Genomic DNA, 25,729 nt, shown 5'->3' on the forward strand with positions numbered 1-25,729 from the left:
GACTTGGCCAAAGCGGTGTCCGTGGGTGGCTGGATCAGCGTGCGGCGACATCACAGCAGCTTCCCCACATCTCAAAAGAACGCACCCACAGCGTCGCCGTACTGCCTTTGCATTACGGAAAGCGCTTCGTCGCGATATGCGGCGCGGTGGGTTTCAACGGAACCGCGCTGGTAGCGTTTCAGTGTTTCCGCGCTGATTTCGCCACCGTTGACTAAACGCTGGGCGGTTCCATCCCAAATCACCTTTTCCGAAACGCGGTCACCGCGTTCCATGGCCTTTGCGATGGACTTGGCGCGCTCATCGCCCAATGAAAACGGCTGCGGTGCAGAGCCTCTGCCTGCTGTGGAGGCAGGCAAAGCCTCAACGAATTCCGCCTGAACCGGCCAAGCATAAGTTTTGTGATTGTCGCGGACCCGCTGGAACGTTTCGGCAACCTTTTCTTGGAATTCAGCGCTGGACGAAATCGGCAGCTTCGCGGCAAAGGCGATGGCGATCCCGTCGACGTGACCTTTCAAGGCAGCATCGTCGAGGCCGCGCGGTGCTGAGTAACCAGCCATGAATTCCAAAACGCGTTCAGTTGCGATCTTCTTACGCTCTTCGAAAGTCATACGTCGTACCCCTCTGCCCGGTACATCGCCCGAACTCTGTCTGCTGCATCAAATTGAGAATTTAAAACCCGTCGCTCCCGCCCCCCCTTGGGGGGTTGGGGGGTCTTACTATTGGTATTTTTATTTAAGTTGGTTTTCTTAAGGGGCCGGGTTTCACCGCCGTCGGTTAAAACCGGCCGCCGGTTTTTCAGGCCCCCGGTGACCGGGGAACGGGTTTTCAGGCCCTCGGCATCAACATCTTGTGTTTCTTCCGTTTTCACGGGTTCGTCGTAGATTTGCCATTCCCGGCCAGTGAAGCGACCATCATCTGCCTGCACATTGACAATACGCAGGTAGCCAGCGGCTTCGAGTTCCTTTACGATGCGCTGATACTTGTCGCGCCCGATTCCCGCTGTTTCCATTAGGTTTTTCCGGCGGAACACCCAGCCCTCAGACATAGACATGATGAGGGCTAAGAACCCCCGTGCTTCCAGAGAAAGACGCTCGTCACGAAGGGCCGCATTAGGGACGGTCGCGTATTGCGACCGTCTAGATATTGTGTTTCTATCGCTCATGCTGCCACCCCCAAAGCGTTGCGCGCGCAACGCTTCACGGACCGTGTATCGATGTCGGACCACTCGGATACACAGTCGAAGGCCGCCAGCAGCTTGATAGCGGCGTCGTTCTCGCCTTCAGGCGCGCGGTTTTTGATTTCGGTTTCGATCTGTACGGCACAGCGCCAGGCAAATTCAGCGGCGCTGTCGAGCGGCGCAGTGTCCGCGATCTCGCGCAGCCCGCGCATCAGCACGTACAGATTGGTCATATCCATCGCCGCCAAGGCGTGGTGATCAATAGGCAAAAGGGAATTGTTCGCGGTCATGCGCGGCCTCCGTAAGTTCGAATGAACCCAGGGCCCGCTTGCAATCGGGTGCCTGGGCAACAACGGGTTTGCAAGACCGGCCTTACGGAACCGGCAGCCGCGAACGGCTCCCATTGCGCCCAGACATAGGAAAGCCGCAACCAATTGGTGCGGCGATCAGAGCGCCGTAAGACAGTCGGGCTTGCATTCCCGGTGACGGTTTTTTGCCGCCACGGGGGAAACCTATGCCTGTCTCGGTGTGAAATCAAGATACGTCTGGCGTTGCTCATGTGCCCTGCCTCGTTTTCTGCTCTTGGAAATGGTTGGCGGCGACAGATACAGGGTCGTTGCCCCGCTCTGCCTCTGGCACCCGCCTGTGCCCCGGTAGTCGCGCTTGTCAGGATGAAATCCCTCGCTCTCGGGTGCCGGGCCTGACGTGCAGCGCGACCTTGTTTAAGGCCCTTTCGGGTCCGCTGTCCCGTGATGTTCAGCGGAAGTTCTCCCCGGCGAAACTGGCTGCAATAAAAGTGTGTATTTTTATATTCATCACGATTAAACGTGTGCATATTTAATTCATGACGAACGAACGAGGATGACGACATGAAGAAGAAAGTCATCATGCCCAGCGCAGAAGAAGACGCGGCAATCACTGACGCAGCCAAGGCCGACCCGGACAACCCACCGCTTGACGACAGCTTCGCCAAGACAGCGCGACGCGGTCGCCCAGCGCTGGCCGATAGGGACAAGAAACAGCGGGTGAATGTGATGCTGGATCCGGACGTGTACGCCGCACTACAGGCGTTCAAAGACAAGGGCGGAAAAATCAGTCCGCGCGTGAACAAACTGTTGCGCCGGGATTTGGGCCTGTAGGCCAAGTTCGACGATGAAACCAACCCACTAGGACGATGGTTGTCGCCAGTCAGGCCGCGTGGCGCGCTAGGGCGAATATTAGACGCCCTTCTCATTCTTCGCCCGTCCCGGTTCGCGCAGTCTGCTGTGCCTGGGCGATAGGCTCGACCGACAGATCAAGAACTAAGCCAACGGTCACGAAAACGATCAAAGACAATTGCAGCCAACGGGACACCTTGGCCGAACACTCAAGGATCTTGTAGCGATCCGGGGCGCTCATGCGGCCTGCCTCTCAAATTGGTGATAGTTCCTGTGTTGCGAATCTCGCTTTGCCGACGCAACCTGCGCGAGATAATCGTTATAAAACAGGCATATCAGATGAAAGTTTTCATACGAAAAACCATAGTCGCGACGATCGTCGCGCTTCCAACCAGCGCGTTCTCTTTTGACGCAAATACCGTCAAGTCGTCCTGCGAGGCTCAATGGCCCGGCGACTTTTTTATGCAGAAAGGATGTATAGACCTTCAGCGCGAAAGCTGGAACGGACTGCCCGGTTCGGTCAATGGTCTGCCTGACAATGTTGGCAGTGGCATTCTGCAAAAATGTAAGACCGAATGGCCCGGCGATTTTTTCATGCAGAAAGGCTGTGCTGACCTGCAAGTCCAATCCTGGCGCGAACTGAACGGCTGAGGCAAAAATATGAGTGCAACAATGACCACCTGCCCCAGCTGCAACAGCAACGTTTCTGCCAAGGCATTTGACTGTCCGACCTGTGGACATCCCCTTAGAAAACCCAAGCGTGGCTTCTTCGGTAAAGTCTTCAAATGGCTGCTGATCATCTTCAACATCTTGATGATCGTGTGGCTGGTTTCCTACTTCAACCAGATCGGCGAGGCCATTAACTCGACCACTAACGAAGCCTATCAGGCAGGCGCGGCCATCGGCGGCACCCTTGGAACCGGCTTTATTCTGGTGATCTGGGTGATCGGCGACATTATTCTGGGCCTGGCAACCTTGCTGACCAGACCGCGCAAGTGAAGCTATTGAGGGGGGTGCAGCGTTCATTTGCTGCCCCCCTTGTCGGACATCATTAGACCCCACAGCACGAAGAAGCCGATCAGGTAACAGGTAATGTCCCACAGGCTGTCTAGGATCACGATGGCCTGAAAACCGCTGTTGGGAATGTCGCCCGCAACTTCTTTCACAAGAATTCCTGCGATGCCGATCCACAGCCACATATGCGACAGGCCGCGAAAAAGCACGATAGAGCTTACCGCGATACCGATGCCGAAATGCGCCAGGCTAACCGTTGCCCACCATGTCACCATGCCCGAAACGGCCTCGGCCCCGGCGCATGACAAGTCACTGTGCAACAATGCGCTGAATTCCTGCCCCAAACCTGTCATCGCTGCCCGATCTGTCCAAGAATATCGTTGCGGGTCCGATCGGAAGTCAGGATTTCCATGGTTTTCCACACACCCAGAATTGCGCAGACGGTATAAACATCCTCGATGACCGGGCTGCTTGCCTCTGACAGCCAATTTTGGATTTGCCGCTCGGATCGCCCCAGCACTGGCGCAGCCAATCGGGCAACCTCATTGTCAGATGCTCCGGGGAATGCCGTGCGCAACGCGTGGGCAAAACGTCCACGCGCCAAATCACGTGCTTCAACCCTGTTCACTACGAAAGACTTTTCGCGCCCATTCAGCAGAAACTTGACGCCAGATGAAATCACGCGAGGAAACTTGGAAAATGACATTAGGCAGCCCTTTCCGTAGGACGGTCGAACGAAAACAGGGACTGCGAAGGAGTGGGCAAACCGCTCTTCCGGCACAGGTCACAAACGATCGTGTACTTTTTTGCGGGAATAATGTTCGCCCGTCTCATATTCGAAACTGCAGACGACTTTACGCGCAGCGCCTTGGCAAAGGCGCGGATGCCAACGGCATCGGTAATTTCTGTCACACTCAACATGGTGACAGGTATATACTCATTTTTTATGAGGTCCAGAATTCATTTTATTGAAAGTTCATTTTTTTTGACCTACAGTGCAATTTGCCCTCAATTCCAAGAGGGACAACAAATGGATTTTACAGGGAAGATCGCCATGACACGCCTTGGGGACGCATCAAAGGAAGCGTGCGCATACCGACTAGCGGCTGCAAGAATTGCAACCGGCCTGTCTAAAACAGAATTTTGCAAGGGTGCGAATGTTAGCCTGACATCATACCTGAACTCGGAAGCCGGGCTGAGTTATCCGGCACGTAAAGTCATGCTGTATTTATACAGAGAACACAGGATCGACTTTAATTTTATCATTCATGGAGACTTTCAACAGCTTCCCTCTGATGTTCAGGAAAAACTGTTTTCCGCACTGCAAGACGTAGCGAGCCGATAGGGTCGAAAACCCAATTTAGGTTCAACCCAATATGCCGACGCGCCCAAGACGCCAACTTAAATAGCGCTATTTGCACGGCTCTATCCTTCCGTATTTCTACAAGCTTATCGCCTTGAGTCCCGGTCTGCTTTGCCGGGATTTCAACGCGTTTCTACCTTTGCGTGATTCGTCTCAAAAAGGAAACTCATATTTTTTGAGTTTTCATCATTGTGATTTCATTTTTTATGAGCTATATCCGGAAGCAGAAAACGGAGGCTCGCCATGAATTCGCACCAACAATTCCAAACGCTCGCTAAGACACTTTCCGATCCCAAGAAGGCAAATCACACTGCTTTGGCTGTCGCTGCCTGGTGCAAACTCAAGTCGCTGCGTGGCCAGCCCGTCAGTGACCAGCGCCTTGAACGTTTGGGTGTGCACGTAGACCGGATCGACCGCGCCACGATCGAACAGGCCGCGAATGAAAAGCGTGTGCGCGACAAGATCCGCGCGTGTGCCGCCCAGCGCGGCTATGACGGCCCCACCCCTTTGATCTGCCCCGACGCGATCGCCTGATTTACCTCGTCGCATTCCTCCCTGTGGTGTGCGGCCAACTGGCCGGGGCTCTCCTCCCAAATCTGCCCCGGCCCCTTTCTTTGTAAGGAAGCTACTATGTTTGATGATGCCGAATACTATCGCGCCGATTGGATGTCTGATGATCAATGGGAATGCGCCCAGATGTTCGCTTCTGTTGTGGGCGGATTTCACCATGTTTTGGGCACATTCAAACCGTGCGGTCGAGGCATCAAAATTCACGACCGTTCGAGCGGCTGGGCAACGTGGGACTTTAATCGCCTTACACGCTTGGTCATCTTAGCGCATGATCAAATGATCCGGGTTGAACTGCTCCCCAGCGGTCCGCGCATGGTTGGGTTTAGCCTCTGGAAACGCCACTCTCGCGAAGGTGGGGTTGGGGAACGGCACCCAACAATTGAACAGGCGATTGAAATGGCACGCCCCGCCGCTTTGGAAGGGGCCCACACATGCACGTAATGCTTGATCTTGAGACCATGGGAACCGGTCCAAATGCCCCAATCGTCGCAATCGGCGCCTGTCGTTTCGATAAACATGGGGTGGATGTTGGCGGGACATTCTACAGAACTATTGGTCTAAAATCCGCACAGGACAGCGGTGCATCGATTGATGCAGACACCGTGATTTGGTGGCTCAATCAATCCGACGCTGCCAGACAGCAGATCACCACAGCCACGGGCAACCTTGCAGAAGCACTAGAAGACTTTCGTTTCTGGTTTGAATGCGGTCATGTCGATGGTGTTTGGGGCAATGGGGCAAGTTTCGACAACGCCATCCTAACCCAAAGCTATCTGCGAATTGGTCAAGAGGCACCTTGGCCGTTTTGGCTGGATCGGTGTTATCGCACAGTAAAAGCCTTTTCCGCCGTGAAAATGGAACGGCAAGGCACCCACCACAACGCCCTTGATGACGCGATTTCTCAGGCCAAGCACCTGGTCGCAATCTGGGCGCAAGAAGGGGTGGCAGCATGATCGAGCGTCTGGATATCAAGCGGATCCTCGTTGCTGTTGAGCAACTGGAACAAACCGTACCAGCGCGCAAGCTGACCGTGCTGCGATACCTGGTCATGCACAGCGGCGGGCGCTGGGATTTGCCCAGCGCAAACGGTGACTACAACCCGCTGATCAAATCGGTGGAACTGTTCGGCGTCTACGCAATGGCTGAAAACGTCGACGAGCTGCCCAAGAACTGGCTCATCGCGGCGTACAACATCCTGCAGGCCGATGAGATTGAGCGCGCCAACACCCAGCCCCCGGGGCCACCCCAATTAGGCGCAGAGGTCCGGTTCAAACGCTCAGCCACCCATCACCCCGAAACCGGCATCGTGCGCGGCCGGCAGTTCAGCACCGGCATTATCGAGGTCGAAGACCAGAACGCCGAACAAGTGCGTCTGAACCGCGATCAATACGAGGCCATAAGCCATGCAATCCCCTGATGCCACTGACGATACCCAGCCCCTGCCCGCTCAAACCCACCCAGAGCGCGATAAGGGCAACGGCGACCGCCCAGCGCATGAGATTGAAGACGACGGGTTTGTGACCGTCTACCCACCTTTGAAGAGTTCGAAATGACCGACCACCCCATCCTATTCTCTGGCCCCATGGTGCGGGCCTTGCTCGACGGGCGCAAAACGCAGACCCGGCGGATTTTGAAGCAGCAGCCCGACTTTGATCCTAACAGACCCGGGCGGTGGCGGGGCGATTATACCTGCTTGGTCACAAAGCACGGGCCGACGATCTACGCAGATACAGAGCGTGAATTGGCCTCCCGCATCCTTGCGGAGCGCAGGTTGATCAAAATCCGGCGCGGTGATCGCCTCTGGGTGCGTGAAGCCCATCGCCTGACAGACGACGGCGAGACCGAATGCGTCGTCTATGAGGTCGATGAGAAAGATATCCAAAACCACGAATGGGGCATTCGCAAGATTCAGGAACAGTGCAACCTTTCGGATGAGTGGGCGAAGCCGCACCTTAAAAAACGGCCCTCTATCCACATGCCCCGCTGGGCCTCGCGCATGACGTTGGTCGTGACTGACGTTCGTGTGCAGCGATTGCGGGACTTGTCCAAGCCTGATGCGATTGCGGAGGGGATTTACAAAGATCACGCTATGCGCGGCACCAATTACGCCCACATGGAGTGCGATTACACCTACGAGGGTGCGGGGATGCACGGCTCACCTGTCAGCGCATTTGCCCACTTGTGGAACAGCCTCAACGCCAAACGTAGCTTTGGCTGGGACGCTAACCCATGGGTCGCAGCCTACTCTTTCGAAGTCCTCAAGCAGAACATCGACCGCATGGGAGAAGCCGCATGACCGACCTTCCTATGATCGTAGACAGCTTTGCGGGCGGCGGCGGTGCCAGTACAGGCATTGAAATGGCCTTGGGCCGCAGCCCTGACGTTGCAATCAACCATTCCACATCTGCGCTGGCGCTGCACGAGGCAAACCACCCTGACACGCTGCACTTGGATAGCAACATCTGGGATGTGGACCCGCTGGAAATAGCCAAGGGCCGCAAGGTCGGGCTGCTTTGGGCCTCGCCTGACTGCAAACACTTCTCTCGGGCCTCTGGTAAGGCGCTCAAGGACCGCAATATCCGGGATCTGGCGTGGGTGATCGTGGATTGGGCCGAGAAGGTGAAACCTGACGTGATCCTGATGGAGAACGTTGAAGAGTTCCAGACATGGGGGCCAGTGGGTGAAGATGGCCGACCTGTGAAAGAGTTCGCGGGTATGACCTTTGAATTGTGGGTCAAGCGGCTGAAAAAGGCGGGCTACAAGCTGAAATGGACCGCGCTGCGCGGCTGTGACTACGGCGCGCCGACGATCCGCAAGCGGTTCTTCATGGTCGCGCGCCGCGACGGGCGTCCGATCGTGATCCCCAAGCCGACACACGGCGATCCGAAATCAGCCGCGGTTAAAAAGGGCAAGCTGCTGCCATGGCGCACGGCTGCGGAGTGCATTGACTGGTCAATCCCCTGCCCTTCGATCTTCCTGACCAAAGAAGAGGCCGTGCAGCACGGCAAGGATAACCAGTGCAACGCGCCCAAACGCCCTTTGACCGGAAACACGCTGGCCCGGATCGCGCGCGGCATGGGCCGCTATGTGCTGAACGCCAACCGCCCCTTTGTCGTCAACCTGACGCACGGTGGCCGGGTCGAAGATGTAGCCGATCCGCTCAAGACCATCACCGGGGCCAACCGTGGTGAAAAGGCGGTGATTGCGCCTTCAATCACGCGGTTCAACAGCGGTGCAACCGGTGTCGCCATGCATGAACCCATGCCCACTGTGACCGCGAATAGCTGGGTGAAGAAGCCAGGTGGCGCGGCTCCGCTTGGTTTGATCGCGCCGCACCTTATGACCATGCGGAACGCGCAGAAGCCCTATAACGGCGCTGATGAGCCCACACACACGATCACTGCAGGCGGTGCCCGTCTGTGCGAGGTCGCGCCCTACCTGATGAGCCTCAAGGGTTCTGCGCGTCGGGATAGCGCCGCTGGTGTACCACATCCAACCGTGCTGGCCGGTGGCCTGCATTCAGCGGTGATTACCCCGGCCCTCCTGAGCGTGGCCCATGGTGACAGTGGTGGGCGCCGGGAATACCCGCTGACAGAACCGCACGGCACGGTCACGTCTGGCGGTATCTCTCATGCGCTGTTCTCGCCTATCCTCACTTATGCGCAACAGGGCGGCAGCAATCGCAGTTGTGAAGTGCCGGCGCACACCATCACGGCCAGCAAGAAGGATCAGAACGCGATTATCTCGCCCCTGCTGGTGCAAACCGGGTACGGGGAACGTGAGGGGCAAGCGCCGCGTTCACTCGATCCGTTCGCGCCTCTCGGCACGGTTGTCGCTGGTGGTGTCAAGCACGCGCCCGCAGCTGCGTTTCTGGCTCAGCACAACAAAGCCAAGAACGGGTTCAACCCGGGCAGGCCCGTAGATGCGCCAATCTCGACACTGACCATGACCGGATCACACCAAACCGTGGTTGCCCCGTGGTTCGCCAAATACTACGGCACAGCCGACAACTGCGCGCGGGTGGATGAGCCCTGTCACACGGTCACAGTGAAAGACCGTTTCGGGCACATGCAGGCAGAGTTGGCCGCGCCCGAGTTCGGCCCAGAGCATGAGGATCGCGCCCGCGCTGTCGCGGATCTGCTGCGCGACCATGGCGAATGGGACGGCGGCGAGTTCGTCACGCTGGAAATCGACGGTCAGACCTTCGTGGTTGTCGATATTGGTATGCGGATGCTGACGCCGCGCGAATTGTTCAACGCGCAGGGTTTCCCCTCCGACTACGTGATTGAAGGCGTCTGGCAGGAACAGGACGGCGAGTGGCTGTTCAACAGCTTTCCCAAATACGTGCAGGTCTCGTGCTGCGGCAATTCCGTCTGCCCTGACGTAGCGACCGCACTGGTCGAGGCGAACTGTGATCACCTGAGCGTCAAACCCGCTCAACAAGCTGCAACATCACAGAACAGGGGGATTTCCTGATGCTCGATGATCAAGACTGGCGGGGCGAACACCTGATACGCTGTATGCCGCGTGAATCCGACGATGACAGTGGCATTCCCGGGAATGAACTCGACCTACGCCGCAAGAAGGTGGCGAAGCTGATCAACATGAACCTCACCGCAACCCAAATTGCCCAGCGCATCGGGTGTTCGACCAACGTCGTTTACAAGGACGCAACAAAACTGGGCATGAGATTGACCGGCGCGAAGGCACCTAGTCCGAAACCTAAAGCAGCATAGGAACACCGCATGAGCCAGTTGATACCAAAAGGCCGCGTGATCGAAGTCAGCCTAAAAGTCGCGGTGCCGAAAACAGTCACCTTTGAAGAGCTGGATGATTGGTTGAACCACAATCTCATTGGGTCTGGCGGCATCCACCAGAACAACCCCCTCTATCCCGTTGAACCGGAAGGTGAACTGGATTGGGATGATACCGGTTGTTACCGACACACCGAAGTATCTGGCGTTAGGTTCGAAGGGGATAGCACGTATTACCGCTGTCGGAACCGAGACATTCGCGACGACCGTGATGATGTGCAAGTCGGCCGATGGGAAGACGAAAACACCGTCAAGCGCCGCGCTGTACTCGAAGCGAGAACAGCCGAACTCAACGATATCGCAAATACGTCAACTTAAAGGACCAACCTAATGGGCCGACTGAATTGGGAACAATGGCACGCAGAAAACCCGGTGCCGGAAAAGAAATGGTCAAGATCACCCTGCCCACGATGCGGCGCTGCGACAGTCAAAGAGGCCAGCCAGAAGTGCCGACCAATGCAGCTGCCATGCGGAGAATATGAGTGCCCCCGCGATGACGAGGACGCGCCAACTTATTTCGGGTTGCTCCATGATCACTCGCCAGAGTTCAACGAATGGAGCGGCAAGTTTTGGGGAGCCATCGCCTACGACAAAGGCATGACAGATCAACTCGACTAAAAGGACCGGCAATGGACATGATGAGACCGCTGATGCGCTTCCACCCCGACCCTGACACCCCATGCCCGAGCGTCTACCCTTGGGAAGCGCACCGACCAGCGGACATGGACCCTTCATTTTCGAATGTGATCTGCCCCGGCGCTGACATGATCATCGCAAACAACGTACCGAACCGCGAAGCGATGCAAATCGCGGACGCGCACAACGGCATGTACACCGAACACGCGACCGACGGCACCAGCCTCATTCACGAAGTCTGACAATAAGGAACCTTTCTGATGCCTGTTGAGCTTTGGACATTTGATAAACTCGCCAATGTCAGCGGCTTTGCCAAGGCCACGTTGGTTTCTATTGCCACTGAACACGGACTGGTGATTCAATGCGGTCGGACCAAGAAAATTCGTGAAGACGAAATAGAGGATTTGTACGAAAAATGCCGCGTAGGGAAAAAGGCGCTCGCCTCATCGAGCGGAAACGAAAAGACCGCGCCCCGGTCTGGGTCATTAAAGACGTCGGCGGTTTCGAACGCTCGACCGGGACGGGCAGCCGCGAAGAAGCTGAGACAGCGCTCGCGGAATACATCGCAGGAAAGTTCCGCCCAAGTGGTCCAACTAAAGCAGACGAATTCCGCATAAGTCATGTCCTGGCAATCTATGCCGACGAACACGCGGTCGATGTGGCTGATCCCGACCGGATATCTTATTCCATCGATGCGTTAGAGGATTTCTGGGGCGACCTGGTTGTCTCGGATATCAAGGGCGAAACCTGCCGCCTCTACGCGAAGAACCGCAAAATCATCCTGAAACGCGATCCCGAGACGAACAAGCCGCTGGAATTCGGCGGGCCCGCTTCTGTCGCCACCGTTCGCCGTGATCTTGGCACGCTGCGCGCCGCCCTGCGGTATTGCGCTGCCGAAGGCTATTTGATCGAGGTTCCCACGGTAAAGCTGCCAGATAAGCCAGAAACCGAAGAACGTTGGCTGACGCGACAACAGGTAGCCATTTTGCTTTGGGCCGCCCGCAGACTGAATGTCGACGGCAAACAACAATTGATCCGGTTCATTCTGACTGCCGTTTATACCGGCACCAGGCGCACCGCTGCGCTTGCTCTGGGCATCGACATGCCGCGAACCGATTCCGGCTGGGTCGACACCACACGCGGTCTGATCTACCGCAAAGGCACACAAGAGCGCGCGACAGCGAAACGCCGGCGGCCAGCGCGTTGCCCCGATCGGCTGTTGATGTTCGTTCGCCTCTGGAAAAAGAACGGCGCGAAATTCGTCTGCGAAGACTACAAGGGTAACCGCGTTGCCAACCTACGCAAAGGCTGGGACCGTATGGCCGAGCTTGCCCTTGAAATGGCAGAGGCGCAAGGCATCGACATGCCCCCTCGTAAACACCTGACACCGCACATCTTGAAACACACCGCCATCACATGGGCGATGCAGAACGGTGCAACGATGGAAGACGCGGCCAGCTTCTTTTCGACGTCCACAGACACCATTGAACGCGTGTACTGGCACCACTCGCCATTCTGTCAGGAATCAGCAGTCGAAGCGCTAAACAACCCTGTCAAGGTCCTGAAACGTGGGCCATTTCGTGGGCGGGGCTGATCTGATGAAGGTCAAAAATGCCTTTAAGTCGTTGGATTTATTGGCGCACCTGAGAGGATTCGAACCTCTGGCCTCTGCCTTCGGAGGGCAGCGCTCTATCCAGCTGAGCTACAGGTGCCTGTGCCGTTAGCTAACCTTGTTCCGATCCGGGTGCAACTGCAAATCAGCCCGGATCGGTCAAGTTTCACGCAAAGAGATCATGCGCCAATTCAAGCGCGTCGATCAGGGTATCGACCTCATCCTTGGTGTTATAGAGGCCAAAACTCGCCCGGCAGGTTGCAGTCACGCCGTAGAAATCCATCAGCGGACCAGCGCAATGATGGCCCGCCCGTACGGCAACACCTTTCTTGTCGAGAATAGTGGAGACGTCATGCGCATGACCTGCCCCGTCCAGCGAAAAGCTGAAGATCGCGGCCTTGTCGGGACGAGTGCCCTGCATCTGCAACCAGTTCAGACCAGTGAGCTTTTGCATAGCATAGTCGCGTAGGCCCGCCTCATGCGCGGCGATGTTCGTCATACCCAGATCCATCATATATTCCAGCGCAACACCCAGACCTATCGTCTGCACGATGCCAGGTGTACCAGCCTCGAATTTCATGGGCGGATCATTGTAGATCACCTGATCCTTGCTAACCTCTTTGATCATGTCCCCGCCACCTATGAAGGGGCGCATCTCAGCCATGCGCTCGGACTTGATATAAATCGCACCCGAACCAGACGGCCCATAAAGCTTGTGGCCGGTGATCGCATAAAAGTCGCAGCCAATATCCTTAACGTTGACAGGCAAGTGCACGGCACCTTGGCTACCATCGACCAGTACTGGCACACCCTTGGCATGCGCGCCTTCGGTGATTGCCTTGACGTCAACTACTGTTCCCAGAACATTCGAACAATGTGTTACAGCCACAAGCTTGGTTTTGGGGCCAATTGCATCAATCACAGCCTGCGGATCCAGCCCGCCTTCAGCATCCACATCGACCCATTTCAGGACAACGCCTTGTCGTTCACGCAGAAAATGCCAGGGCACAATATTGGCGTGATGCTCCATAACACTGAGAACAATCTCATCACCCGCTTGTAGACGCGGCATGGCCCAGCCGTAGGCAACCAGATTGATACCTTCGGTCGTGCCCGAGTTTATAACGATTTCATTCTCATTCACTGCCCCAAGAAACTTGGCGATCGTTCCGCGTACGGCCTCGTATTTCTCGGTCGCCAGATTGGACAGGTAATGCAGACCGCGATGCACATTCGAATACTCCTCGGAATATGCACGGGTCACAGCATCTATCACGACCTGCGGCTTCTGCGCCGAGGCACCGTTGTCCAGATAGGTCAACGGCTTTCCGTTCACTTCGCGCCATAGGATTGGAAAATCTGCGCGAATTTTTTCTACGTCATACATGGTATTTCTATCCCTATACCGGGCCGCTGGGTGTCAATGCCAGGACAAACGGCAATGCGATCAAGGCAGACAGCACAATGACCCCGAAAGACTTCCAGAGCGTTCCGAATTTATGCGCTTCATTAAGAAAATGGAGCGTAACGTAAAGGCTCACTATCGCGGTGGCAAACAGAAACAGTACCATCAGAAAAGGCATCGCAATGGCAAGCACCAGGGTGATGAACATTGCCGTAGTCTGAAGGTATTGCAGCCAGATTGTCAGCGTCATGATCTCAGTGAAAGAAGCGACTCCGCCAAGTAAGCGTCCGGCTAAAAGGAACGCGGCAATACTAAACAATATCAAAGCCCCGGAACGGACTAGGCCCATGAAAATCGGTTCAGGCGGCGGGGCTTCAAAACCATCCGGGACGGGCATAAGGTAGTCAAAGCCGAACTGCACCAGACCATTCAGCACAACAGCCAGAAAAAAGCCCAGCCACAAAACTTCGCGCCCCGGCTGAAAGGCCAGTAGATGACGCGCGGCCTCGGCCGGGTTTGTCAGGGTCATCACCGCCAGGTTGCCCAAGGTTATGGTATTCATTCCGCCCGCCTTTGCGCTTGTCGGAGGCCTGCCAGCCAGAACCAAATAAAGACTGCAAGCCATATGACTCCGACAAGTGTCAGTGCCGGACCAGGTCCCAGGAACCCGGCAACAAGGCCATTCAGCAGCACCAGTGGTGTGGATGACAGCAACGCCCAAAACAGTGCCAGCCTGGCACCATAGGCAGAACCGTGCCCACCAACCAAACGTGCCGCTGCATAAGATAAAAATGCAAGCACATATAGAACCAGAGGCAGGATGATTACGGAGCCCAATAAAGCTCCACCCATCAGCATATTTAACTCCACCCCTTCCAGATGTGCCCTGCGCGCAAGGGCGGGAAGCTGCGCGATAAAGGCTACCACGCAGAACCCCATGACGAAGACAAGTGCCCTGTCTTCCCGCTGCCCCAGATCCAGCAGCCGACGTACCACCCGCCCCGGCCCCCGATATGTGGCCACGATATCCGATGTCAGAGGCATCAGCTACGCCGCGCTAACCAGCCTTCCAGACGGGTCACGATCTCTTCCGCCAGCGCGCTGTCTTCGATCTCATCCACCGCTTCGGCCAGAAAAGCCAGAGTCAGCATGTTAGTCGCATCCTTGTACGGAACGCCCCGCGAGCGCAGGTAGAACAATGCTGTCTCGTCGATTGCGCCTGATGTCGAGCCGTGCGAACAGGCCACGTCATCTGCATAGATCTCAAGCTCTGGCTTGGCAAGGAACTGGCTGTCATCGTCCAGAAGCAGAGATTGACTGATCTGGTACCCATCCGTTTTCTGAGCGCCTTCTTTTACCAGGATCTTACCCTGAAACACGCCTGTCGCTCCGTTGCGCAAAACCTTCTTGAACACTTGGCGGCTTTCGCAGTTCACCGCGTCATGGGTGATAAACACCGTGTCATCATGGAGGAAATCTCCATCCCCAACACACGCGCCAGCCACATGGGCAACCGCATCATCACCGGTCAGTTCCACGACCTGTTCGTTACGGGTCAGGACGCCATTCACGGTGAGGGTGAATGACTTGTACGTCGATTCTTTGCCCAGCCGAGTGAACATATGTGTAACAGCGCGCCGCTCGTGGTCGCGACCCTGCGCACGGATGTGATGCAGCGTGCCGTTGTCCGCAATGTCAATCTCCATGCACTTGTTGAACCGAGACGCCGCCGGGCCAGTTTCCAAGATGGTCACCTCTGCATCGCTTTCGACACGGACTACGTGATGCAGGATTGCATCTGATGTCTCTGATTCATGGCGATACACGAAGCTGATCGGCTTGGACGGCTTGCCCGTCACGTGAATGGCAACACCATCCGTTGCATATGCCGTATTCAGCGCTGCCAACGGTCGCTGCACCGGGGTCTGGCCCCGCTCTTCCAGCTTGCCATACAGCTCTTTCGCCCAATGGATATCCTTGCAGCAGATATCCTCCAACCGATCGATCTTCACGCCCTCAAGGGTCAGATCGTCCGAATCTTCCGGGCTAAAAACGCCGTCGATAAAGACGATAGACAGGCGATCCACATCGCTGAATACCAATGGCTCACCTGCATCCAGAACAGCCGCTTGCGGTGCTTGTGGTGAAACGAGCGTATCGGGTTGGGTATACTTCCAGTATTCGTCACGGCGGCTAGGCAGGCCCAATTGATTTACACGAGCCAAAGCGCCCTCACGCGCTGCCTTCGTGCAGCCCGGATCTGGCATGGTCAAAGAAGCTAGCCGCGCCTCGGTTGCGGTTTGTTTTGCTTGCGGCAGGGCCATTAGTTCACCTCGGCCAGGATGTCGGAATAACCGTTATGCTCGACTTCCAGCGCCAGTTCAGGGCCGCCAGATTTCACGATACGACCGTCTGCCATTATGTGTACGACGTCTGGTTTGATGTGATCCAGCAAACGCTGGTAGTGGGTAATGACAAGAAAACCCCGGCCCGCATCACGCAGTGCATTCACACCTTCGGACACCAGCTTCATCGCGTCCACATCGAGGCCCGAGTCGGTTTCGTCCAAAATGCACATCTTAGGCTCAAGCATCGCCATTTGCAGGATTTCGTTGCGTTTTTTTTCACCGCCCGAAAACCCGACGTTCACCGGACGCTTGAGCATGTCAGCATCAATCTTCAGCGACTTCGCTTTCTCACGAATAACCTTCAGAAATTCCGCCGCCGACAGTTCATCTTCGCCACGCGCCTTGCGCTGGGCATTCACCGCAGTCCGCAAAAAGGTCATGTTGCCAACACCGGGGATTTCGACCGGATACTGAAAAGCTAGGAAGATGCCAGCCGCGGCGCGCTCTTCAGGCTCCATCTCAAGCAGGTCTTGCCCGTCCAGCGTGGCCGAGCCTTCGGTGACTTCATACCCGTCACGTCCGGACAGCACATAGCTGAGCGTTGACTTGCCCGAGCCGTTCGGCCCCATGATCGCGTGTACTTTACCGGCCTCGACCGTCAGGTCTACGCCTTTGAGGATTCGCTTATCTTCTTCTTCCAGCTGTACGTGCAGGTTCTTGATTTCCAGCATGTTTTGTCCTTTGGGGTATCGCTTGAGGGGCGCTTGGCCCCCCTTATCATTGAGTAGATAGAAAGCAGGGGTCAGCCCACAGACCCTTCGAGGCTGATCGCGACCAATTGCTGTGCTTCCATGGCAAATTCCATCGGCAGTGCCTGCAGGACATCCTTGCAGAACCCGTTGACGACCAGCGCCACGGCTTCTTCTTCGTCCATACCGCGCTGACGGCAATAGAACAGTTGATCGTCATCCACTTTCGATGTCGTCGCCTCGTGCTCAACTCGGCTCGAGTTGTTTTTGACCTCGATATACGGAACCGTGTGGGCGCCACATTTGTCGCCGATCAACAAGCTGTCGCATTGCGTGTAGTTCCGGCTGTCTTTTGCCTTGGGATGCATCGACACCAACCCGCGATAGGTATTTTGTGCTTTGCCCGCGCTGATACCCTTGGACACGATGCGCGACTTGGTGTTCTTACCCAAATGCACCATCTTTGTGCCGGTATCGGCTTGCTGCATGTTGTTCGTGATCGCGATCGAGTAGAACTCGCCCTGGCTTTCATTGCCACGCAGGATGCAGGACGGGTATTTCCAAGTCACAGCCGACCCAGTCTCAACCTGAGTCCACATCACCTTGGACCGATCACCGCGGCAATCGGCGCGTTTGGTCACAAAGTTGTAGATGCCGCCCTTGCCGTTTTCATCCCCAGGGTACCAGTTCTGAACGGTCGAGTATTTAACTTCGGCATCTTCTTCGACGATGATCTCAACCACTGCGGCATGAAGCTGCGCCGTATCACGCTGGGGCGCGGTGCAACCTTCCAGATACGATACATACGAGCCCTTATCAGCAATGATAAGCGTCCGTTCGAACTGACCCGTGTTTTCTGCGTTGATGCGGAAATAGGTGCTCAACTCCATCGGGCAGCGAACGCCCGGCGGGATATAAACGAATGAACCATCCGAAAACACGGCCGAATTCAATGTGGCGTAGAAGTTATCCGACACCGGAACAACGGTGCCCAGATACTTTTTGACCAGTTCGGGGTGCTCTTTGATCGCCTCAGAGATTGAGCAAAAGATCACGCCATGCTTTGCCAACTCATCCTGGAACGTCGTGCCGACAGACACGGAGTCGAAAACAGCATCCACAGCAACCTTGCGCCCTTCGGCGGGGATATTTTCCGCACCTTCAACACCGGCCAGAATCATCTGTTCTTTCAAGGGAATGCCAAGCTTTTCGTAGGTTGCCAGCAGCTTGGGATCGACCTCATCCAGCGATTTCGGCTTTTCTTCCATCGATTTCGGACGGGCGTAGTAATACTGGTCCTGAAAGTCGATTGGCGGATAATGAACCATCGCCCATTTCGGCTCGTCCATTTTGGTCCAGCGTTCGAAGGCCGACAAACGCCACTCGGTCATCCACTCGGGCTCTTCGTTTTTTTCAGAGATCAGTCGAACGATATCGGGGTTCACACCCTTGGGTGCGTATTCCATCTCAATTTCGGTGTTCCAACCGTATTTGTAGGTTCCGACCTCGCGCACCGCGTCAACGGTTTCCTGATCGACGCCTTCTTTTACCTGGGTCTGGTCCAATGCGGCCATGTCGTTTTCTCCGTCAGGTCACGCGGCACGCGCGCGATGTTTCTTTTCTTTTTCCAACCACGCTTCAGCAAAGCGCAGCACGTTCTCTTCTGTCGTCGAAGGTCCCAGCGACACGCGTATTGCGCTGGCAGCTGTAACCTCATCGAATCCCATCGCGGTGAGGACCGCGCTGGCGCGCACCTTTCCACTTGAGCAGGCCGAACCTGCGCTTACCGCAAATCCTGCCAGATCCATCTGCATCACCTGAGTTTCGCCCTTCCAGCCTGGGGTGGCAAAGCACAGGGTGTTTGGCAGGCGGTCCTGCTCTTTCCCGATAAAAATAGTAGATTTAGATCCGGCCTCAAGAGCCATTTCTAGAATATTTCTAAATTCTTTCACTTGTTCCCATACACCATTGGCCAAATCACGGGCAGCCGCTTCAGCCGCAGCCCCAAATCCCGCGATTCCAATGACATTTTCCGTTCCCGAGCGACGGCCCATTTCCTGACCGCCACCTTTGATCTGGGCGGCCAAATCGGTTCCACGTTTCATCACGACTGCGCCAACACCTTTCGGACCGCCCAGCTTGTGCGCCGAGATCAAAGCCATCTGCGCGCCCAACCAGTTGAAGGCAACCGGTAGCTTGCCAAATGCCTGCGTCGCGTCAGTAACCGCCAGACCCGCTGGCAGCGTCTGAACAATCCCGGTTTCCGAATTAGCAAGCTGCAAAGTCGAAGCCTCGGGATCAACGACGTCAACCCGGCCAGACGCATCCGCAATAAGATCCTCGGTGATCCACGACCTGACTGCGTCATGTTCCACGGCCGAGCCATGCAGACCGCGACCGGCCAGCGCAAGCGCCGCACCTTCGGTCGAGCCTGATGTAAACACGATATCGGCACCATCCGCGCCGAATGCCGCGGCGACTTGCGCGCGGGCACGCTCGATCAGCGCCTTCGCTGCACGACCCTCGGCATGCACCGAAGATGGGTTGCCGCACAAATCCATCGCCGCGATCATCGCCTCTCGGGCCTCAGGGCGCAGAGGGGTCGTTGCATTGTGGTCAAGGTAAATACGACTCATGGATTCACCTTTTCCCAAATGCCAAGCCCCACACAAATCACGATCAACAGATGCATCGTATTACTCGTCCACTACAGCAAACAGACTTGGAACGGCGGGACAAGGGGCCAGATCGTTCTTTATCACGTCGGATAATCGCGTCTGATGCAGGAACACGTAGACATGTGCGCTCAGGCTTTCCCACAAACGGTTGGTCAGGGATTGCGCCCGGCTTCCCGAAGACGCACCAGACGCCCCTGCCCCTTTTTGCAATGCGTCTACCGTTTCGTCCACAGCTGACAAAATTTCGACTACGCGAATTTCCGAAGCAGCGCGCGCCAGACGATACCCCCCACCCGGCCCGCGAACAGAAGATACAAGGTTGGCTCGGCGCAGCTTTACGAACAACTGCTCGAGATAAGGCAGCGAAATGTCCTGACGCTCGGATATCTCGCCCAAAGTAACAAGCTTATCGTCCGGCTGAAGCGCGATATCAGCCAGAGCAACCATGGCATAACGACCTTTGGTTGAAAGCTTCATTCTATTCCCCTTAAAGCTGATATCGCGCGAAAACATTGACGCCGCCGCTGCCAGTGCGTATCTCCGACAAGCAGCGTCGTGCGCGACGCAACGTAGTTAGAACCGTTCTAAGGTGCAGGAAGATAGCCGTCAAGTCTATCGCGGCACCCAGAAAACAAGACAGGACCAAAGCACACATGCCCGAGGTGATTTTTCCCGGACCCGAAGGCCGCCTGGAAGGCCGTTACCACCCGCAAAAGGAAAAAGACGCACCGATCGCCATCGTGCTTCACCCGCACCCACAATTTGGCGGGACGATGAATAACAAGGTCGTGTACAACCTGCACTATGCCTTTTATAACATGGGCTTCACCGTTTTACGGTTCAATTTCCGTGGCGTGGGCCGCAGCCAGGGCGAATACGACCAGGGCGTAGGTGAACTCAGCGACGCAGCATCGGCGTTGGATTACCTGCAATCCATGAACAACAACTCCAAGCATTGCTGGGTTGCCGGATTTTCGTTCGGTGCATGGATCGGTATGCAGCTTTTGATGCGCCGACCCGAGATTACGGGTTTCATCAGCGTATCGCCCCCGGCGAATATGTACGATTTTTCGTTTCTGGCCCCCTGCCCATCTTCTGGCTTGATCATCAACGGATCTGCCGACCGAGTGGCGCCTCCGGCCGATACGGCAGCACTGGTTAGCAAATTGCACGAGCAAAAGGGAATCACCATCACCCATACCGAGGTTGAAGGCGCTGACCACTTTTTTCAGGACCGTCACATGGACACGCTGATCACCGATGTAAGTGACTATGTGAAACGCCGCTTGACCGAGAATACGCGCTGATGTCTGACACCATCATTACCCTTGCCTCTAAACTGGCCGAGGACACGATGAAAGTCATGGATGAAACCGGTGATGATCGGTTTTTTGTTGAAGTGGGCGAACTTTTGGGTGCGTCCTCTCAGACGTTGGAAGAAGCGTTTCTGACAGAGATCCGCGTAAGGCTGGCAGAACGCAAAGCCCGGAACTTCGTGATCAAAAGACTTTCAGACCACCGCGCAAAGACAAAAGCGATAGAAAAACAATGAGCGACAGACTGTCTGCGCAAATCGAATTTCTGAAACGCGCGGACAGCCTGAAATCGGTTGACCGCGCCAACTTTCTGCTTGACCAGTCCCGCCCCGAAAACGCGGCAGAACATAGCTGGCAACTTGCGCTTTGGGCTTTGGTCATGCAGCCGCTGGCAGATGAATCTGTGTGCATCCACCGCGTCATTCGCATGTTGTTGCTGCACGATCTGGTCGAGATTATTGTTGGCGATCATCCGATACATCTGAAAACCGATTGGAATGCGGTCGAACAGGCCGAGCAGGCCGCAGCGGTTAAAGTGTTTGGACTGTTGCCCTCTGATCAGGCTACGGAATGCCTGCATCTTTGGCGCGAGTTTGAGGCCGACCAAACTCCTGACGCTAGATTTGCCAAGTACCTTGATCGCTGCCAACCAATGTTTCAGGTGCTGTGCGCGCCGCACGCAAACCCAGATCATCGGACTATTGTACGGAATAACCTGAACAGTGGGCGAGCGGCCTATCTCGAGTCCGAGTTCCCAGACGCCTACAGCGCAGCTCATAGTCTGCTGAACGGACATCCACCCGCAGAAACCGAATTCTCGATCAGGCTAGGTTTTCTTGCAGAGACCGACAAACTGAAATCCGTATACCGAGCCTCGCGCTTGCTCAGCGGTGACCGGCGCGAGAATTCGGCTGAACATTCGTGGCACATCATGATGTTTGCCTGGATTCTTTCTGGACAGGCAGCGCCCGGCGTGTCAATCGACCGCGTTTTGCAAATGCTGCTGTTGCACGACATCGTCGAAATCGACGCCGGGGATCACCCCATTCATGGTCAGGTCGACCACGCTGCTCAGGAAGCCGAGGAACAGGCAGCCGCCGAGCGTCTGTTCGGGTTGTTGCCCAGCGAACAAAAGGCTGAGTTCCTGTCGTTGTGGCAAGAGTTCGAAGCAGCCGACAGCCCGGATGCCCGCTTTGCCAAAGCTGTGGACCGGTTTCAGGCTCCGGTCGGAAACCTCGCCACTGACGGCGGGACCTGGACGGATTACAATGTCACGCTTGCGCAGATTGACCAACGCGTGGGAGTTCCGATTCGCCGTGGCGCTCCGGGTCTGTGGGCGTGGCTCAAACCGCAGCTCGATACCTATTTCGCGACCACAGTCAGCATCTAGAAAAGAAAAAGGGGCACACCGGCCCCTTTTCCCCTGTTTCGGCAGGCGCTAAAACCCGAAAACCATCTAACCGCTCAACAAAATGGTCGCGATTTGTCGACGGACCCCCCATCAGTTAGCCACCCAAGCACCACAATCTTTACCGAAACAAAGACGAGAATACCCGTAAGTTTCGTGCAACAAACAGCCGCCCAACTAAAACCTTTAAAATCAGAAGCTTTCTATCCGAAAATAGTCCGCACCAGTAGTCAGGTTATCCATACTTCACACCACCTGGCAGCTTAAACAAAAGATGGATAAAGCCCAGAATATTCTTGCTCGCCAGGCTTTTTTCATGCTCAACCTCACAAAACTTTTGTTGAGACTTTCATCGTGCCCAAAGCCTACCTTTTCTTGCTGCTGGCGGTCATCGCCGAAACCATCGGCACCACCTCGTTGCAAGCCAGCCAGCAATTCAGCCGTTTCTGGCCGTCCGTTCTGGTTGTCGTCAGCTACGGTATCGCTTTTTACCTGCTTGGCCTTACCCTGAAGTACATGCCGGTCGGAATTGTCTATGCTATCTGGTCCGGGCTCGGAATTTTTTTTATCGCGGTCATCGGTTTTATCGTTTTTGGGCAGAGGCTCGACCGGCCTGCTGTCATCGGATTGCTGATGATTCTGGGCGGTATTCTGATCATTCACCTGTTTTCCAGGACGGTCGGCCACTGATCACCGGTTAGGGCTGGTCTATTTGCTCAAACCACGCTATGCGCGCGGCAACTTCCCGTTCAAAGGCTGACCTCTCATGGACCTGCGCAATATCGCAATCATCGCTCACGTGGACCACGGTAAAACGACCCTGGTGGACGAGCTGCTCAAACAATCCGGTGCGTTCCGGGAAAACCAGGCCGTGGCCGAACGCGCCATGGACAGCAACGATCTTGAGCGCGAGCGTGGGATCACCATTCTGGCCAAAGCGACGTCGGTCGAGTGGAAGGGTACGCGGATCAACATCGTCGACACCCCAGGCCACGCCGATTTTGGGGGTGAGGTCGAGCGTATTCTCAGCATGGTTGACGGTGTGGTCCTGTTAGTCGATGCCGCCGAAGGTCCGATGCCTCAAACGAAATTCGTGACCTCCAAGGCGCTGGCGCTGGGTTTGCGTCCCATTGTCGTTTTGAACAAGGTCGATAAGCCCGACGCCGAACCTGATCGCGCACTGGATGAGTGTTTTGATTTGTTCGCCAACCTCGGCGCGGATGATGATCAGCTTGATTTTCCTGCCATGTACGCCTCGGGTCGTTCGGGCTGGGCGGATATGGAACTGGACGGGCCACGCAAGGATCTCACCGCCCTGTTCGACCTGATCGTCGACCATGTTCCTGCGCCAAAACAAGCCGAGCGTAAAGATGAGCCATTCCGCATGCTGGCCACCACATTGGGCAACGACCCTTTCATTGGCCGCATCCTGACCGGGCGCGTCGAAAGCGGGACGCTGAAAGCAGGGGACAGCCTCAAGGCGCTCAGCCGTGACGGGACACTGATCGAGAACTTCCGCGCCTCGAAAATTCTGGCCTTCCGCGGCCTCGCACAGCAACCTATCGACAAAGCCGAAGCAGGCGATATCGTAACCATCGCCGGCATGAGCAAGGCGACGGTGGCCGACTCGCTGGTAGCGCCCCAAGTCGAAGAGGCTCTGCCCGCCCAGCCCATCGATCCGCCAACCATCACCGTGACCTTCGGCATCAACGACTCACCGCTTGCCGGTCGTGATGGCAAAAAAGTGCAATCGCGCGTGATCCGTGATCGCCTGATGAAAGAAGCTGAATCCAACGTCGCCATCCGTGTCACCGACACACCCGGCGGCGAGGCGTTCGAAGTCGCCGGCCGTGGCGAATTGCAGATGGGTGTCTTGATCGAAAACATGCGCCGCGAAGGCTTTGAACTCAGCATCTCGCGCCCTCAGGTCCTGTTCCGCGAGGAAGACGGACAACGCCTTGAGCCCATCGAAGAAGTCACCATCGACGTAGACGATGAATACTCTGGTTCGGTCATCGAAAAAATCACTGGTGCACGCAAGGGTGAGCTGGTCGAAATGCGCCCTGCCGGCGCCGGTAAGACTCGGATCATCGCGCATGTGCCGTCCCGCGGGTTGATTGGCTATCACGGAGAGTTCCTTACCGATACTCGTGGCACTGGCGTTCTGAACCGCGTGTTCCACGGATGGGCTGCGCATAAGGGCCCAATCCCGGGCCGCCGCGCAGGCGTTTTGATCTCGATGGAGAATGGACAGGCCGTGGCCTATGCCCTTTGGAACCTCGAAGAACGCGGACGCATGTTCGTCGGTCCGCAAGTAGATGTTTATCAGGGAATGGTGATCGGCGAACATTCTCGCGACAATGATCTTGAAGTGAACCCCCTTAAGGGCAAAAAGCTGACAAACGTCCGCGCAAGCGGGTCTGACGACGCCGTTCGTTTAACGCCACATGTCCAGTTTTCACTCGAAGAAGCGATCGCATATATCGATGATGATGAACTTGTCGAGGTTACGCCGAACGCCGTGCGTCTGCGTAAACGCTTTTTGGACCCGCACGAACGCAAACGCATGGCGAAATCGGCCTGATGCACTTAGACCGATTGTCAACATAATGGCAACAATGTCACACTTCTGACGAATTTGCGTTTTGAACTCAGGAGTTCGATTCCCACAAAGCCCGCCAAGTCGGCGGGCTTTCTAATTGTTTTATATGAATTATTACCGGTTTACGGGCTGCCACAAAGGCAACTGCGCCTCAACAGCACTTGAAAACATGGCGCAAAACGGGTGTAATTGTGGTTGAAGTGTGGCATTATTTTTGTACCAAAGCGTGTAGCACAATTATAGTGCGTCTGAGTTTGTAACGAGTTTGAAGGAGTGGCGCCATGCGCGTGAAGTCCCGTTTATTATCGGTCATTTTTGTATCTGCAACATTTCCGCTGGTCACTGCTGACGTGGCACTTGCCGAAAGGTGCAACATCAAAACAGCGCGTCAGTCCGTATCAACCGACACCTTGTGCAATTGCACTGTCGTTGACACCCGGATGTTGCGCTACATTCAAAGCAGAACCGATTTCGAAGATATCCTTGCCCGCACGCTTGAAAGTTGTCCGGCATTCGCGGCCGTGCTGACTGACTTGCCCACGGCAACGACAGCAGCTTCTCAGCGAGATGGCGAGAGCAACGACTCTAATTTCGCCGCATTTGGCTCCTCCGGTTCTGGCGGCGGTAATGGTGGCGGTGATGGCGGCAACGGCGGCGGCGGTGGCAATGACGGCAACGGCGGCGGCAATGACGGCAACGGCGGCGGCGGTGGCAATGACGGCAACAACGGCGGCGGTGGCAATGACGGCAACGGCAACGGCGGCAACAACGGCGGCGGTGGCAATGACGGCAATGGCAACGGTGGCAACAACGGCGGCGGGGGCAATGACGGCAACGGCAACGGCGGCAACAACGGCGGCGGTGGCAATGACGGCAACGG

Annotated in this window: 35 protein-coding genes and 1 tRNA gene; 20 read left to right on the top strand and 16 right to left on the bottom strand. The window is 56.0% G+C overall.

What is annotated here, in order from left to right:
• Positions 1-71 precede the first annotated feature (71 nt).
• Genes AC2FIT_RS07950 through AC2FIT_RS07960 form a run of 3 tightly spaced genes read right to left on the bottom strand, consistent with a single transcriptional unit; the run spans position 72 to position 1,467 of the window.
• Positions 72-608, bottom strand: coding sequence for a hypothetical protein (locus tag AC2FIT_RS07950; protein WP_496828301.1), 537 nt, complete (start codon positions 606-608; stop codon positions 72-74).
• Positions 605-1,162 (bottom strand): hypothetical protein, encoded by a 558-nt coding sequence (locus AC2FIT_RS07955; protein WP_496828303.1) that lies wholly within the window; start codon positions 1,160-1,162, stop codon positions 605-607. The genes AC2FIT_RS07950 and AC2FIT_RS07955 overlap by 4 nt, the downstream gene beginning before the upstream one ends.
• Positions 1,159-1,467, bottom strand: a complete 309-nt coding sequence (locus AC2FIT_RS07960) for a hypothetical protein (protein ID WP_496828305.1) — start codon at positions 1,465-1,467, stop codon at positions 1,159-1,161. Before AC2FIT_RS07960 ends, AC2FIT_RS07955 begins: the two co-directional genes overlap by 4 nt.
• Before the next feature lie 579 nt (positions 1,468-2,046).
• Between AC2FIT_RS07960 and AC2FIT_RS07965 the strand changes: the two genes are divergently transcribed.
• Positions 2,047-2,316 carry a BrnA antitoxin family protein gene (locus AC2FIT_RS07965; protein ID WP_496828307.1) on the top strand — a complete coding sequence of 90 codons (270 nt, stop codon included), beginning with the start codon at positions 2,047-2,049 and terminating at the stop codon, positions 2,314-2,316.
• A 91-nt stretch (positions 2,317-2,407) separates the two neighbouring features.
• On the opposite strand, the gene AC2FIT_RS07970 is transcribed toward AC2FIT_RS07965, so the two are convergent.
• Both AC2FIT_RS07970 and AC2FIT_RS07975 read right to left on the bottom strand, forming a co-directional pair.
• Positions 2,408-2,575 (bottom strand): hypothetical protein, encoded by a 168-nt coding sequence (locus tag AC2FIT_RS07970; RefSeq protein WP_496828309.1) that lies wholly within the window; start codon positions 2,573-2,575, stop codon positions 2,408-2,410.
• Positions 2,572-2,955 (bottom strand): hypothetical protein, encoded by a 384-nt coding sequence (locus AC2FIT_RS07975; RefSeq protein ID WP_496828311.1) that lies wholly within the window; start codon positions 2,953-2,955, stop codon positions 2,572-2,574. The genes AC2FIT_RS07970 and AC2FIT_RS07975 overlap by 4 nt, the downstream gene beginning before the upstream one ends.
• 51 nt (positions 2,956-3,006) lie before the next feature.
• Here AC2FIT_RS07975 and AC2FIT_RS07980 point away from each other — a divergent pair, with 51 nt between their 5' ends.
• A complete protein-coding gene (locus tag AC2FIT_RS07980; RefSeq protein WP_496828313.1) occupies positions 3,007-3,333 on the top strand; it encodes a hypothetical protein in 327 nt (108 codons plus the stop codon).
• Between the two features lie 23 nt (positions 3,334-3,356).
• Here AC2FIT_RS07980 and AC2FIT_RS07985 read toward each other — a convergent pair whose 3' ends face one another.
• Together AC2FIT_RS07985 and AC2FIT_RS07990 are read right to left on the bottom strand one after the other, a co-directional pair.
• The gene (locus AC2FIT_RS07985) at positions 3,357-3,701 is read right to left on the bottom strand and encodes a hypothetical protein (RefSeq protein WP_496828315.1); all 345 of its coding nucleotides are present in this window, start codon (positions 3,699-3,701) and stop codon (positions 3,357-3,359) included.
• Positions 3,698-4,054, bottom strand: coding sequence for a hypothetical protein (locus tag AC2FIT_RS07990; RefSeq protein WP_496828317.1), 357 nt, complete (start codon positions 4,052-4,054; stop codon positions 3,698-3,700). The genes AC2FIT_RS07985 and AC2FIT_RS07990 overlap by 4 nt, the downstream gene beginning before the upstream one ends.
• A 111-nt stretch (positions 4,055-4,165) precedes the next feature.
• Between AC2FIT_RS07990 and AC2FIT_RS07995 the strand changes: the two genes are divergently transcribed.
• From AC2FIT_RS07995 to AC2FIT_RS08050, 12 genes are all read left to right on the top strand, one after another.
• Positions 4,166-4,693 (top strand): hypothetical protein, encoded by a 528-nt coding sequence (locus AC2FIT_RS07995; RefSeq protein WP_496828319.1) that lies wholly within the window; start codon positions 4,166-4,168, stop codon positions 4,691-4,693.
• Positions 4,694-4,954: 261 nt separating this feature from the next.
• Entirely contained in the window at positions 4,955-5,245 is a 291-nt protein-coding gene (locus tag AC2FIT_RS08000; protein WP_496828320.1) for a hypothetical protein, read from the top strand.
• 96 nt (positions 5,246-5,341) lie between these two features.
• Positions 5,342-5,722 carry a hypothetical protein gene (locus AC2FIT_RS08005; protein WP_496828322.1) on the top strand — a complete coding sequence of 127 codons (381 nt, stop codon included), beginning with the start codon at positions 5,342-5,344 and terminating at the stop codon, positions 5,720-5,722.
• Positions 5,713-6,234, top strand: a complete 522-nt coding sequence (locus tag AC2FIT_RS08010; protein ID WP_496828324.1) for a 3'-5' exonuclease — start codon at positions 5,713-5,715, stop codon at positions 6,232-6,234. Before AC2FIT_RS08005 ends, AC2FIT_RS08010 begins: the two co-directional genes overlap by 10 nt.
• Entirely contained in the window at positions 6,231-6,698 is a 468-nt protein-coding gene (locus tag AC2FIT_RS08015; protein WP_496828326.1) for a hypothetical protein, read from the top strand. Before AC2FIT_RS08010 ends, AC2FIT_RS08015 begins: the two co-directional genes overlap by 4 nt.
• Positions 6,699-6,830: 132 nt before the next feature.
• The gene (locus tag AC2FIT_RS08020) at positions 6,831-7,577 is read left to right on the top strand and encodes a hypothetical protein (protein WP_496828328.1); all 747 of its coding nucleotides are present in this window, start codon (positions 6,831-6,833) and stop codon (positions 7,575-7,577) included.
• On the top strand, positions 7,574-9,757 hold the full coding sequence (locus AC2FIT_RS08025; RefSeq protein WP_496828330.1) for a DNA cytosine methyltransferase: 2,184 nt from the start codon (positions 7,574-7,576) through the stop codon (positions 9,755-9,757). Before AC2FIT_RS08020 ends, AC2FIT_RS08025 begins: the two co-directional genes overlap by 4 nt.
• A complete protein-coding gene (locus AC2FIT_RS08030) occupies positions 9,757-10,017 on the top strand; it encodes a hypothetical protein (RefSeq protein WP_496828332.1) in 261 nt (86 codons plus the stop codon). Before AC2FIT_RS08025 ends, AC2FIT_RS08030 begins: the two co-directional genes overlap by 1 nt.
• 9 nt (positions 10,018-10,026) lie before the next feature.
• Complete coding sequence (locus AC2FIT_RS08035) at positions 10,027-10,413, top strand: hypothetical protein (RefSeq protein WP_496828334.1); 387 nt, start codon at positions 10,027-10,029, stop codon at positions 10,411-10,413.
• Positions 10,414-10,425: 12 nt separating this feature from the next.
• On the top strand, positions 10,426-10,713 hold the full coding sequence (locus AC2FIT_RS08040; protein ID WP_496828336.1) for a hypothetical protein: 288 nt from the start codon (positions 10,426-10,428) through the stop codon (positions 10,711-10,713).
• 11 nt (positions 10,714-10,724) lie between these two features.
• Positions 10,725-10,973 (top strand): hypothetical protein, encoded by a 249-nt coding sequence (locus AC2FIT_RS08045; RefSeq protein ID WP_496828338.1) that lies wholly within the window; start codon positions 10,725-10,727, stop codon positions 10,971-10,973.
• 173 nt (positions 10,974-11,146) lie between these two features.
• Positions 11,147-12,325 (top strand): tyrosine-type recombinase/integrase, encoded by a 1,179-nt coding sequence (locus AC2FIT_RS08050; protein ID WP_496828340.1) that lies wholly within the window; start codon positions 11,147-11,149, stop codon positions 12,323-12,325.
• A 41-nt stretch (positions 12,326-12,366) separates the two neighbouring features.
• Here AC2FIT_RS08050 and AC2FIT_RS08055 read toward each other — a convergent pair.
• The 9 genes from AC2FIT_RS08055 to iscR all read right to left on the bottom strand — a co-directional run bounded on the left by AC2FIT_RS08055 (position 12,367) and on the right by iscR (position 20,000).
• Positions 12,367-12,443 (bottom strand) — tRNA-Arg (locus AC2FIT_RS08055).
• A gap of 66 nt (positions 12,444-12,509) precedes the next feature.
• A complete protein-coding gene (locus AC2FIT_RS08060) occupies positions 12,510-13,730 on the bottom strand; it encodes a cysteine desulfurase (RefSeq protein WP_496828342.1) in 1,221 nt (406 codons plus the stop codon).
• 13 nt (positions 13,731-13,743) lie between these two features.
• A complete protein-coding gene (locus AC2FIT_RS08065; RefSeq protein ID WP_496828344.1) occupies positions 13,744-14,310 on the bottom strand; it encodes a YIP1 family protein in 567 nt (188 codons plus the stop codon).
• Positions 14,307-14,792 (bottom strand): YIP1 family protein, encoded by a 486-nt coding sequence (locus AC2FIT_RS08070; RefSeq protein WP_496828346.1) that lies wholly within the window; start codon positions 14,790-14,792, stop codon positions 14,307-14,309. The genes AC2FIT_RS08065 and AC2FIT_RS08070 overlap by 4 nt, the downstream gene beginning before the upstream one ends.
• Complete coding sequence (locus AC2FIT_RS08075) at positions 14,792-16,072, bottom strand: SufB/SufD family protein (protein WP_496828348.1); 1,281 nt, start codon at positions 16,070-16,072, stop codon at positions 14,792-14,794. Before AC2FIT_RS08075 ends, AC2FIT_RS08070 begins: the two co-directional genes overlap by 1 nt.
• Positions 16,072-16,827: a Fe-S cluster assembly ATPase SufC gene (gene sufC / locus AC2FIT_RS08080; protein ID WP_496828350.1), complete on the bottom strand. Its 756-nt coding sequence runs from the start codon at positions 16,825-16,827 to the stop codon at positions 16,072-16,074. Before sufC ends, AC2FIT_RS08075 begins: the two co-directional genes overlap by 1 nt.
• A gap of 71 nt (positions 16,828-16,898) precedes the next feature.
• Positions 16,899-18,419 carry a Fe-S cluster assembly protein SufB gene (gene sufB / locus AC2FIT_RS08085; RefSeq protein WP_496828352.1) on the bottom strand — a complete coding sequence of 507 codons (1,521 nt, stop codon included), beginning with the start codon at positions 18,417-18,419 and terminating at the stop codon, positions 16,899-16,901.
• A gap of 18 nt (positions 18,420-18,437) precedes the next feature.
• A complete protein-coding gene (locus tag AC2FIT_RS08090) occupies positions 18,438-19,481 on the bottom strand; it encodes a cysteine desulfurase family protein (RefSeq protein WP_224888980.1) in 1,044 nt (347 codons plus the stop codon).
• Between the two features lie 60 nt (positions 19,482-19,541).
• Entirely contained in the window at positions 19,542-20,000 is a 459-nt protein-coding gene (gene iscR, locus AC2FIT_RS08095) for a Fe-S cluster assembly transcriptional regulator IscR (protein ID WP_068332565.1), read from the bottom strand.
• Positions 20,001-20,176: 176 nt separating this feature from the next.
• Here iscR and AC2FIT_RS08100 point away from each other — a divergent pair, with 176 nt between their 5' ends.
• The 6 genes from AC2FIT_RS08100 to AC2FIT_RS08125 form a co-directional block, all read left to right on the top strand.
• Positions 20,177-20,830, top strand: coding sequence for an alpha/beta hydrolase (locus AC2FIT_RS08100; RefSeq protein ID WP_496828354.1), 654 nt, complete (start codon positions 20,177-20,179; stop codon positions 20,828-20,830).
• Complete coding sequence (locus tag AC2FIT_RS08105) at positions 20,830-21,075, top strand: hypothetical protein (RefSeq protein WP_068331313.1); 246 nt, start codon at positions 20,830-20,832, stop codon at positions 21,073-21,075. Before AC2FIT_RS08100 ends, AC2FIT_RS08105 begins: the two co-directional genes overlap by 1 nt.
• Positions 21,072-22,229 carry an HD domain-containing protein gene (locus tag AC2FIT_RS08110; protein WP_496828356.1) on the top strand — a complete coding sequence of 386 codons (1,158 nt, stop codon included), beginning with the start codon at positions 21,072-21,074 and terminating at the stop codon, positions 22,227-22,229. The genes AC2FIT_RS08105 and AC2FIT_RS08110 overlap by 4 nt, the downstream gene beginning before the upstream one ends.
• A gap of 372 nt (positions 22,230-22,601) precedes the next feature.
• Complete coding sequence (locus AC2FIT_RS08115) at positions 22,602-22,937, top strand: DMT family transporter (RefSeq protein ID WP_496828358.1); 336 nt, start codon at positions 22,602-22,604, stop codon at positions 22,935-22,937.
• A 76-nt stretch (positions 22,938-23,013) separates the two neighbouring features.
• Entirely contained in the window at positions 23,014-24,831 is a 1,818-nt protein-coding gene (typA, locus tag AC2FIT_RS08120; RefSeq protein ID WP_496828360.1) for a translational GTPase TypA, read from the top strand.
• 299 nt (positions 24,832-25,130) lie between these two features.
• Positions 25,131-25,729 (top strand): hypothetical protein (locus AC2FIT_RS08125; RefSeq protein WP_496828362.1); only part of this gene is annotated, 599 nt, incomplete at its 3' end.

Source organism: Ruegeria sp. YTSA135, assembly GCF_059610165.1.